General features: G+C 68.1%; 1 protein-coding gene (running past one end of the window). It reads left to right on the forward strand.

The genetic code is table 11. The annotated features are described in order from the left end of the window. Nucleotides 1–95: 95 nt before the first annotated feature. Nucleotides 96–12,644 carry the 5' portion of a non-ribosomal peptide synthase/polyketide synthase gene (locus tag QM693_RS15445; protein WP_283352790.1) on the forward strand. 16,992 nt of this gene lie beyond the right edge of the window, so the window shows 12,549 of its 29,541 coding nt (coding positions 1–12,549); the start codon lies at nucleotides 96–98; its stop codon lies off the right edge, out of view.

Genomic DNA, 12,644 nt, shown 5'->3' on the forward strand with positions numbered 1-12,644 from the left:
GGTTCGGTAAATTCCCAGGTTCGCAGGTCACTATGAGTTTCTTCGGTGGCCGGTGGGTTCGTCCCACCGCCGGAGCGGGAAAGAGGACGAACAAGGTGGTCGAAGCTGTGCCGAGTGGTGACGTGACCACCGAGGGTCGCATTCCGGACGGTGCATTCCCGCTCTCCGCCGCTCAGCAGGGCATGTGGTTCGCCCAGCAACTCGGTCCCGACGTACCCGTCACCATCGCGCAGTGCGTCGAACTGGTGGGTGCACTCGACGTACCGCTGCTGTCGGAGTCGATGATCACCGCGGGCCGCGAACTCGGCTCCGCATTCCTCCGCCTCGTCGAAGTCGACGGAGTTCCCTATCAGCTGGTCGATCCCACCCTGGAAGCATCGGTCCGGTTCGTCGACCTGCAGCACGAGCCCGATCCGCGGGCCGCGGCCACGGAGTGGATGCGGCAGGAGTACACCGCCCCGCTCGACGTGTGCCGCGATCGGCTCACGACCTCGGCGCTGCTGTGCATCGGGCCGGATCGCCACTACTGGTACAGCCGGGTCCACCACGTCGCGCTCGACGGCATGGGATCGGTGACACTCGTCGACCGGACCGCGGAGCTGTACACCGCGGCCGTCGAGGGGCGCACCGCCGGGCCGTCCAAGGCCGCCGCACTCACCGACGTCGCCCGGGTCGACGACGACTACCGGACGTCGTCGCGCTACCGCGCCGACCGGGAGTACTGGTCCGAGCGGGTATCCACCATCGGCGAACCGCACAGCCTCGTCGACCGGACCGCCCCCGCACGGGCACGGAGCCGCACGACGGGCGGCCAGATCCCCGACGCCCTCGCCGACCACCTCGAGGCCGCGACGGACCGCCACGACTCGTCGACCGCATTCGAAATCATCGCCGCCTTCGCCGCGTACCTCTCCCGGATGACCGGACGCGAGGAGGTCGCGGTCAGCCTGCCCGTCACCGCCCGCACCACCGCGCTGCTCCGCCGCTCCGGCGGCATGGTGTCCAACGTCGTCCCGCTGCGCTTGCACGTGCGCCCGGACATGACGAACACGGATCTGGTGTCGGCGGTCCGGCTGGAAGTCACCGCGGCGCTCCGGCACCAGCGGTACCCGCACATCGATATCCGACGCGACGCCGCCACCGATGATCAGGGCTTCTACGGCCCACTGATCAACGTCATGCTGTTCCACAACGAGATCACCCTCGGCAGCATCGTCGGCCGACTCGAACTGCTGTCGACCGGCCCCATCACCGACCTCGCCGTCAACGTCTATCACGGGGTCGCCGGCACCAGCCTCAACCTGGACCTCGAAGCCAACCCCGACCTGTACTCCGCAGACACCCTCGCCGCCCATCACGCTCGCTTCAGCCGGTTCCTCGGCGCATTCCTCACCTCCGACACCGACGGACCGCGACGGATCGGCGACCTCGAGATCCTCGACGACGACGAACGCCGCAGTCTGGTGCCCGCCACCGGGCGCGCCGGATTCGCACCCGTCACGCTGCCGGACCTGCTGGCCGGCGCCGTCCGCAGCAACCCGGACGGGGATGCCCTCGTCGCACCCGGGCACGGGACGTCCGCCGTCGCCCTGAGCTACCGCGCACTGGACGAGATGTCGAACCGGCTCGCGCGTCTCCTGATCGACCTCCAGGTCGGTCCCGAGGTTTCCGTCGCGTTGGCGCTGCCGCGGTCGGTCGAGTCCGTGTCCAGTGTCTGGGCGGTGGCGAAGGCGGGGGCGGCGTTCGTTCCGGTGGATCCGAGTTATCCGGCTGACCGGATCGCGTTCATGCTGGAGGATTGTGGTGCGCCGATCGGTGTGACGACGGCCGCGTTGCGGGATGGTCTGCCGGAGGGCACGCACTGGATCGTCCTCGACGACGACGAGTTTCGGGCGACCGCGGCGGCGTATCCGGCGGATGCGGTTACGGACGCCGATCGGACGCGGGCGTTGTCGGTGGATCATCCGGCGTATGTGATTTATACGTCGGGGTCGACGGGTCGGCCGAAGGGTGTGGCGGTCACGCATCGGGGTGTGGTGAATCTGGCGGCGGATGAGCGGGATCGGCTCGGCGTGTCCGTGGGGTCGCGGGTGTTGCATTTTGCGTCGCCGAGTTTCGATGCGTCGGTGTTCGAGTTGGTGATGGCGGTGTGTGCGGGGGCGACGCTGGTGGTGGCGCCGACCACGATTTTCGGTGGCTCGGAGTTGGCGGAGCTGATGGCCGAACATGGGGTGTCGCATGCGTTTTGCACGCCGGCGGCGTTGGCGTCGCTCGATCACCGTGGTCTGGACCGTCTGAAGACGGTGGTGGTGGCGGGTGATGTGTGTCCGCCGGAGTTGGTGTCGCGGTGGGCGCCGGGCCGGGTGATGGTCAATGCGTACGGTCCGAGTGAGACGACGATCATGTCGTCGGCGACCGGTCCGTTGGTGCCTGGGCGGTCGGTGAGTATCGGGTCGCCGTCGGTGGGTGTGGATCTGGTGGTGCTGGATCAGCGGTTGCGTCCGGTTCCGGTCGGGGTGCGGGGGGAGCTGTATGTCCTGGGTTCCAGTTTGGCGCGCGGGTATGTGCATCGGGCGGGGTTGACGGCGGGGCGGTTCGTGGCGTGTCCGTTCGGTGCGGGTGGGCGGATGTATCGCACGGGTGATGTGGTGCGGTGGGTGGCCGCCCCGGACGGCACCTGGGTTTTGGAGTTTTTGGGGCGTAGTGATTTTCAGGTGAAGATCCGGGGGTTCCGGATCGAGTTGGGTGAGATCGACGCCGCGCTGACCGCGCATCCGGTGGTGGAGTTCGCCCACACGGTCGGCCATGACGACGGGAGTGGCAGCAGCCGGCTGGTGTCGTACGTGCTTTCGGCGCCTGGAACTGACGTCGAAACCCGGGCGCTCGCCGAGTTCGTCGGGCAGCGGTTGCCGGGGTATATGGTGCCGTCGGCGATCATGGTGTTGGAGTCGTTGCCGCTGACCCCGGCGGGGAAACTGGACCGCAACGCCCTGCCCACACCGGTATTCGCGGCACACTCGGCCGAGATTGTGCAACCCAGAACGGTCACGGAGGAGATCCTCCTCGGGATCTTCCGCGACGTCCTCGGCCTGTCCGAACTGAGCGTCGACACCAGCTTCTTCGAACTCGGCGGCAACTCACTGATGGCCACCCAGGTCGTGTCCCGAATGAACACCGCCCTCGGTGCGCGGATCGGGGTCCGGGACCTCTTCCAATCGCCGTCGGTGTCGCAGCTGGCGGTCGCGGCGGCGAACACCGGCGCGCAGGCCGACTCGCGTCCGGTACTGGAGGCTCGGCAACGGCCCGACCGGGTGCCCCTCTCCGTTGCGCAGCAACGCATGTGGTTCCTCAACCAGTTCGACACGGCATCGCCCGCCTACAACCTGCCGATCGCGCTGAGACTCACCGGCGCACTCGACCGCGACGCCCTGCTCGGGGCGATCGACGACGTCCAGGAGCGTCACGAGGCGCTGCGCACCGTCTTCCCCGACAGCCCCGACGGACCCCACCAGCTGGTCGCGTCCGTCGTGAGCGTGCTGGCCGGCGACGATCCCATCGACGTCGACGCAAATTCGCTCACCGCCGCGATGACGACCCTCGGCGGCACCGGATTCGACCTCACCACCGACAGACCGCTGCGCGCCGGCCTGTTCCGGGAGGCACCCGACCGGCACATCCTCGTCCTCGTCGTCCACCACATCGCCGCCGACGGCTGGTCGATGACGCCGCTGGCTGCCGACGTGATGGTCGCGTACGCGGCGCGCGCCGCCGGTCACGCACCCACCTGGGCGCCGCTTCCGGTGCAGTACGCCGACTACAGCCTCTGGCAGCGGGATCTACTGGGTTCGGAAGACGACCCGAACAGCCTGTCCGCCAGGCAGATCGCCCACTGGCAGGCAGCGCTCGCCGGCGTGCCGCAGCTGATCGAGCTGCCCACCGACCGGATGCGGCCCGCCGAGATGTCCCACCGGGGCGGGCGTGTGCAGTTCACGATCCCGGCCGACGTGCACGGGCGTCTCGTCGATCTCGCCCAGAGCTCTGGCACCACGCCGTTCATGGTGACGCACGCCGCCCTGGCGGTTCTGCTCCGCCGTCTCGGCGCCGGATCGGACATCGTGATCGGCACCCCCGTCGCGGGACGCGGCGAGGAGGCGCTCGACCACCTGGTCGGCATGTTCGTCAACACACTCGTCCTCCGCACGACCGTCGACCCCGGCGACACGTTCGGTGACGTACTCGCCCGGACCCGCGACGCCGACCTCGCCGCGTTCCAGCACAGCGACGTCCCGTTCGAGCGCCTCGTGGAGGTGCTCAGCCCCGCCCGGTCGTCGGCACACCACCCGCTGTTCCAGGTGATGCTCACCTTCCAGAACACCGCGAACACCCGGGTGGAACTCGACGGACTCGAGGTCGAGGCAACCGAGATCGACGTCCACGTGGCGAAGTTCGACCTGCAGCTCACCGTCGTCGAGCAGTTCGACTCCACCGGCGCACCAGCCGGTCTGGCCGTGCAATTGTCCTACGCGACAGACCTGTTCGACGAGGACACCGCCGTGTCGATCGGCGAACGATTCGGCCGGCTCTTCGACGTGGTCGTCGACAACCCGCCGGTCGCCGTCGGCGACATCGACCTGCTCGACGCGGACGAGCGGTCCGCCTTCGCGGCGACCAACGCAACGAACCACCCCGTGCCCGCGGACACTCTGGTGTCGTTGTTCGCGGACCAGGCCACCGCCACACCCGACGCCGTGGCGCTGGTCTTCGAGGAACGATGGCTGACCTACGCCGAATTCGACGAGCACACCGACCGCCTCGCCCGTTACCTGATCGGAAGCGGAGTGGGACCGGAGTCCGTCGTCGCGGTCGGGATGCGCCGTTCGATCGATCTGCTCGTCGCGATCTACGCCGTCGTGAAGGCCGGCGGCGCCTACCTGCCGATCGATCCCGATCACCCCGCCGAGCGCACCGCATACGTGCTCGACACCGCGCAGCCGGTGTGCGTGCTGACACGCGCCGCCGACGACACCACGTTCGCCACCGCGGCACCGGTGCTGCACATCGACACGCTCGACCTCCCCGACGAGGACCCGGCACCGATCTCCACCACGCTTACCGTGGACAACCCGGCATATGTGATCTTCACGTCCGGGTCGACGGGCCGGCCCAAGGGTGTTGCGGTCACCCACGGCGCGATCGTGAACCGCCTGCTGTGGATGCAGCACGAGTACCCGCTGACTTCCGACGACGCGGTGATGCAGAAGACTCCGGTGACGTTCGACGTGTCGGTGTGGGAGCTGTTCTGGCCTCTGCAGGTCGGTGCCACGCTGGTGATCGCCGCACCGGACGGACACCGCGACCCCGACTACCTCGCCACTCTCATCCGTCGGCACCGCATCACCACGATGCACTTCGTGCCGTCGATGTTGTCGGTGTTCACCGCGGAATCTGCTGTGGCGGTGTGTGATTCGTTGCGGTTGGTGTTCTGTTCGGGGGAGGCGTTGACGCCGGAGCAGGTGTCGCGATTCCGGGCGGTCTGTGGTGCCGATCTGCACAATTTGTACGGTCCGACGGAGGCGGCGGTCGATGTCACGTACTGGGAGACCGGTGCGGCGGACACGGTGACGGTGCCGATCGGGCGTCCGGTGTGGAATACGCAGTTGCATGTGCTCGATGCCCGGTTGCATCCGGTGCCGAACGGGGTGGCGGGGGAGTTGTATCTGGCGGGGGTCCAGCTGGCGCGGGGGTATCTGAACCGGGCGGATCTGTCGGCGGATCGGTTCGTGGCGAATCCGTATGTGGCGGGTGGGCGGATGTATCGGACCGGGGATCTGGTGCGTCGCCGCGCGGATGGGGTGTTGGAGTATGTGGGGCGTACTGATTTCCAGGTGAAGTTGCGGGGGCAGCGGATCGAGTTGGGGGAGATCGAGACGGCGCTGGAGGCGCATTCGGATGTGTCGCAGGCGGTGGTGGTGGTGCACCGCGACGACCTCGGCGAAGAGGCCCTCGTCGCCTACACGGTCGGTGCCGTGAACGTCGCGGCGACCGATCTCCGCGACCACCTCGCCACGATTCTGCCGTCGTACATGATCCCGGCGCACGTCGTGCACCTGGACACCCTGCCGCTGTCGGTGAACGGCAAACTCGACCGCAAAGCGCTGCCGGCACCCGACCTCGACGCGGCAACCACCGACTACCTGGCGCCGCGGACGCCCACCGAGGAGATCGTCGCCGGTGTGTTCGCCGACATCCTGGGGGTCGAGCGGGCCGGTGTCCACGACCACTTCTTCGACCTCGGCGGCAACTCCCTCGTCGCCACCCGACTGGTGTCGCGACTGCGCACGGCGCTCGGCGTCCCGGTGGCGCTGCGCGACGTCTTCGATGCGCCGACCGTCGGCGGGCTCGCGCAACGATTCGACGAAGTCGACCGCGACGCCCACACCTCGACTCCCGCACTGGTTCCGCAGGTGCGGCCTACGCGGGTGCCGTTGTCGCCCACCCAGCAGCGGGTGTGGTTCCTCAACCAGTTCGATACCTCGAGCCCCGTCTACAACCTGCCTCTTGCCGTGCGGTTCTCGGGTGACCTCGACGTCACGGCACTCGGTCGCGCACTCCGCGACCTGCTGGACCGGCACGAATCGCTGCGCACCGTATTCCCCGGCTCCGACACCGGACCCTGGCAGCGCATCCTCGACGCCCCCGACATCGACCTCGGCCTCACCGTCGTCGAGGCCCGGGAGGCCGACCTCGACAACTCGATCCGGACGTTCGCCCTCACCGGCTTCGACGTCACAACCGAGATTCCCGTGCGCGCACAACTGGTGCGCGTACGGGACGACGAACACGTGCTGACGCTGGTGGTGCACCACATCGCCGCCGATGGATGGTCTTTCGCACCACTGTCCCGCGACCTGATGGTGGCGTACGCCGCGCACAGCGGCGGCCACGACCTCCAATGGACGCCGCTGCCGGTGCAGTATGCCGACTACACACTCTGGCAACGAGAACTCCTCGGCGAGGAGGACGACCCGAACTCCCGGGCCGCCCGCCAACTCTCCTACTGGGGAACCGCGCTGGCCGGGCTGCCGGACAGCATCGACCTGCCCGCCGACCGACCCCGACCCGCCGTCGCGTCGAAACACGGCGCGACGCTGTCCTGGGAGATCTCGGCGGAACTGCACCAACGCCTGCTGACCCTGGCCCGCACCCAGAACGTCACCCTGTTCATGGTCGCGCACTCCGCCCTGTCGGTGCTGATCAGCAGGCTCAGCGCGACCACCGACATCGCGATCGGCACGCCCGTCGCCGGCCGCGGCGACCGCGACCTCGACGACCTGGTCGGAATGTTCGTCAACACCCTCGTGCTCCGCGCACAGGTGGACCCGGCATCGTCGTTCACCGCACTGCTGCAGCAGGTCCGCGACGTGGACCTCACCGCGTTCACCCACACGGATGTGCCGTTCGAACGTCTCGTGGAGCACCTGAACCCCACCCGCACGGCGGCCCACCACCCGCTGTTCCAGGTCGCGCTGTTCTTCCAGAACCATGCACCCGCGCACCTCGAACTCCCCGGGCTGTCGGTGTCGAGCGAGCCGATCCTCCCCGACGTCGCCGCGTTCGACCTGCAACTCGTCCTCACCGACACTCACGGTGCCGATGGCAGGCCCGGCCCCATCGCCGCCGAGTTCAACTACGCCACCGAATTGTTCGACGAGAGCACGATTCGCTCGTTCGGCGCACAGTTCGTCCGGATCCTCGAAGCTGTGACTGCTGCACCGCAGACGCCGGTCGGCGACATCGCGGTCGCGGACCCCGCCGCGCGCCTCCGGGAACTGGCCGGGTGGAACGCCACGGACCACGACGTTCCCGTCGCCACCCTGCCGGATCTGTTCGACGCACAGGTGGCGCGGACGCCGGGTGCGACGGCGGTGGTGTTCGAGGGCGCTGCGCTGACGTATGCGGAGTTCGATGCTCGGGTGAACCGGTTGGCGCGGTATCTCGTGTCGTGCGGTGTGGGGCCCGAATCGCGGGTGGTGCTGGCGATGCGGCGCTCGCTGGACCTCGTGGTGGGAATGTACGCCGTCGTCAAGGCGGGTGGTGCCTACGTGCCCGTCGACCCCGATCACCCGGTCGACCGCATCGGGTACGTGCTGCAGTCCGCCGCGCCGGTCCGCGTCCTGACCACGACCGCGGATCAGCCCGCACTTCCGTCCGGCGTCGACGTGGTCACCATCGACGCGCTGGACCTGACCGACTTCTCCGGCGCGCGCGTCACCGACGCCGACCGGATCGCTCCGCTGCGCGCGGACAACACCGCCTACGTGATCTACACGTCTGGGTCGACGGGTAAGCCGAAGGGTGTGGCGGTGCCGCACGCGGGCATCGTGAACCAGTTGGTGTGGATGCAGTCGGAGTACGGGCTGACCGAGCGGGATGTGTTGTTGCAGAAGACGGCGACGACGTTCGACGTGTCGGTGTGGGGGTTCTTCTGGCCGTTGCAGGTCGGCGCCACCATGGTGCTGGCCACTCCGGACGGGCACCGGGATCCGGTGTATCTGGCGGAGGTGATCGACGAGTACGGGGTGACGGTGACCGATTTCGTGCCGTCGATGCTGGATGTGTTCGTTGCGTCGGTACCGGCCGGGTCGTGTTCGAGTTTGCGGCACGTGTTCGTGATCGGCGAGGCGCTTCCCCCGGAAACCGCGAGTCGGTTCCGTACCGTGTCGTCTGCGGGGTTGCACAATCTGTACGGGCCGACGGAGGCCGCGGTGTCGGTGACGTACTGGGAGACGTCGGACGCCGACGAGGTGACGGTGCCGATCGGTGTGCCGGAGTGGAACACCCAGGCGTACGTGCTGGATTCGCGGTTGCATCCGGTTCCGGTGGGGGTGCCGGGGGAGCTGTATCTCGGTGGCATCCAGTTGGCGCGGGGGTATTTGGGCCGGGCGGATTTGACGTCGGACCGGTTTGTGGCGAATCCGTTCGGTGGTGCCGGGTTGCGGATGTACCGGACGGGTGATCTGGTGCGGCGCCGGGGGGACGGGGTGCTCGAGTACATCGGGCGTACCGATTTCCAGGTGAAGTTCCGTGGTCAGCGGATCGAGTTGGGTGAGATCGAGGCGGTGTTGCGGTCGCATCCGGATGTGACCGGTGCTGCTGTTGTCGTCTATTCGGATGCCTCGACGGGTGATCATCTGGTGGCGTATGTGGTTCCCGCGTCCGGTCGCACTGTCGACGCCGCGGACCTGCGCCGGCACGCAGCGGGTGCGCTTCCGGCGTACATGCTGCCGTCGGCGACGGTGTTGCTCGACGAGTTCCCGCTGAACACGAGCGGGAAACTGGACCGCAAGGCCCTCCCCGCACCGGAGTTCTCCTCGGCTGCGGGTGAATACATCGCACCGTCCACGAGCGTCGAGCACTCCGTCGCCGCGGTGTTCGGCACGGTACTCGGACTCGACCGGGTGAGCGTCCACGACAGTTTCTTCGACCTCGGCGGCAACTCGCTGATCGCCACCCAGCTGGTGTCCCGGATCCGCAGCGAACTCGACGTGCCGCTCGCGGTGCGGGACCTGTTCGAGTCGCCGACCGTCGCGGAACTCGCGGCCCGACTGTCGCAGTCGCACGGTGCGGACACCCGACCGGCACTGACCCGGCGGGAACGGCCGGCGCAGATTCCGTTGTCGCCGGCCCAGCAGCGGATGTGGTTCCTCAACCAGTTCGACCCGTCGTCCCCGGCATACAACCTGCCGTTCGCGGTGCGGTTCACCGGGGCACTCGACCGGGCGGCACTCGAGGCGGCCATCGCAGACCTGATCGAACGCCACGAAACGCTGCGCACGGTGTTCCCGGATTCGGCGACCGGTCCGCACCAGGTCGTGCGCGACACCGCCGACGCACGCCCGACCCTGTCCGTCGCGGCCGTTGGTGAGGACGAACTGGAGACCGTCCTCGGACGATTCTTCACCACCGGTTTCGACGTCACGACCGACCTGCCCGTCCGCGTCACGCTGATCCGGCTGGGCGCCGACGACCACGTGCTGGCACTGGTGGTGCACCACATCTCCGGCGACGGCTGGTCGATGGCACCGATGGTGCGCGACGTGATGATCGCGTACGCGGCCCGCACACGGGGAGAGCGCCCCACCTGGACGGCGCTTCCCGTGCAGTACGCCGATTACGCCCTGTGGCAACGCGACCTGCTCGGCGAGGAATCCGACCCCGACTCTCTCGCGGCCCGGCAACTCGACTTCTGGACGAACACCCTGGCGGGTGTTCCCGAGGAGCTGGATCTCCCGACGGACCGGCCGCGACGCGCGGAACAGTCCTACCGCGGTCGGCACGTCGACTTCGCCGTCGACGCGTCGACGCACCGCGCGCTGGCCGCGCTCGCACAGTCCCGGCGGGCCACGCTGTTCATGGTCGTGCACACCGCGCTCGCCGTCCTGCTCGGGCGTCTCAGCGCCTCCCCGGACGTCACCATCGGCACTCCCGTCGCGGGCCGCGGCGAACGCGAACTCGACGATTTGATCGGCATGTTCGTCAACACCGTGACCCTGCGGACCCCCGTCGATCCGGGTTCGGCATTCACCGACCTGCTCGACCATGTCCGGGACGCGGATCTCGCGGCGTTCTCCCACGCCGACGTGCCGTTCGAACGGCTGGTGGAGGTGCTCAGCCCCACCCGGCACGCTTCCCGGCACCCGTTGTTCCAGGTGATGCTCACGTTCCAGAACCTCGCGCAGACCACACTCGAACTCGACGGACTCACACTGCGCGGACTCGACACCGACATCGACGTCGCGAAATTCGATCTCCACTTCACCCTCGTCGAGCGGTTCGACGCCGACGGCAACCCGGGCGGGATCACCGCACAGTTGACGTATGCGGCGGACCTGTTCGACGAGGACACGGCTGCCTTCATCGCCGCCCGATTCAGCGCGATCCTCGATGCCGTCACCACGGACGCGAGCACGCGTGTCGGCGACATCGAACTGCTCGACGCCGACGAGAACGCCGCACTGACGCAGTGGAACTCGACCGACCACGACGTTCCCGTCGCCACCCTGCCGGATCTGTTCGACGCACAGGTGGCGCGCGCTCCCGGCGCGACAGCCCTGGTCTTCGACAGCGCCTCCCTGACGTACGCCGAGCTCGACGAGCGGGCGAATCGACTCTCCCGGTATCTCGTGTCCTGCGGTGTGGGGCCCGAATCGCGGGTGGTGCTGGCGATACGGCGCTCGCTGGACCTCGTGGTGGGAATGTACGCCGTCGTCAAGGCGGGTGGCGCCTACGTGCCCGTCGACCCCGATCACCCGGTCGATCGCATCGGGTACGTGCTCGACTCGGCGCAGCCGGTGTGTGTGCTGAGCACGTCCGCCGATCGCGGCGCCCTTCCCGGCACGTTCCCGGTGATCGAGGTCGACGCGCTGGACCTGACCGACTTCTCCGGCGCGCGCGTCACCGATGCCGACCGGATCGCTCCGCTGCGCGCGGACAACACCGCCTACGTGATCTACACGTCGGGGTCGACGGGTAAGCCGAAGGGTGTGGCGGTGCCGCACGCGGGCATCGTGAACCAGTTGGTGTGGATGCAGTCGGAGTACGGGCTGACCGAGCGGGATGTGTTGTTGCAGAAGACGGCGACGACGTTCGACGTGTCGGTGTGGGGGTTCTTCTGGCCGTTGCAGGTCGGCGCCACCATGGTGCTGGCCACTCCGGACGGGCACCGGGATCCGGTGTATCTGGCGGAGGTGATCGACGAGTACGGGGTGACGGTGACCGATTTCGTGCCGTCGATGCTGGATGTGTTCGTTGCGTCGGTACCGGCCGGGTCGTGTTCGAGTTTGCGGCACGTGTTCGTGATCGGTGAGGCGTTGCCGCCGGAGACGGTGGTGCGGTTTGGGGAAATGTCGTCTGCGGGGTTGCACAATCTGTACGGGCCGACGGAGGCCGCGGTGTCGGTGACGTACTGGGAGACGTCGGACGCCGACGAGGTGACGGTGCCGATCGGTGTGCCGGAGTGGAACACCCAGGCGTACGTGCTGGATTCGCGGTTGCATCCGGTTCCGGTGGGGGTGCCGGGGGAGCTGTATCTCGGTGGCATCCAGTTGGCGCGGGGGTATTTGGGCCGGGCGGATTTGACGTCGGACCGGTTTGTGGCGAATCCGTTCGGTGGTGCCGGGGCGCGGATGTACCGGACGGGTGATCTGGTGCGGCGCCGGGGGGACGGGGTGCTCGAGTACATCGGGCGTACCGATTTCCAGGTGAAGTTCCGTGGTCAGCGGATCGAGTTGGGTGAGATCGAGGCGGTGTTGCGGTCGCATCCGGATGTGACCGGTGCTGCTGTTGTCGTCTATTCGGATGCCTCGACGGGTGATCATTTGGTGGCGTATGTGGTTCCCGCGGCGGGTCGCGCTGTCGATGCCGCGGACCTGCGCCGGCACGCAGCGGGTGCGCTTCCGGCGTACATGCTGCCGTCGGCGACGGTGTTGCTCGACGAGTTCCCGCTGAACACGAGCGGGAAACTGGACCGCAAGGCCCTCCCGGCACCCGAATTCGTTTCGAATACAACCGAATACGTGGCACCCCGCAACGACGTGGAGCAGAAGCTCGCGGACGTGTTCTCCGACGTGCTCGACGCCGGCCGG

This window comes from Rhodococcus sp. IEGM 1305, from assembly GCF_030058635.1.
GTDB lineage: Bacteria > Actinomycetota > Actinomycetes > Mycobacteriales > Mycobacteriaceae > Rhodococcus_F > Rhodococcus_F opacus_D.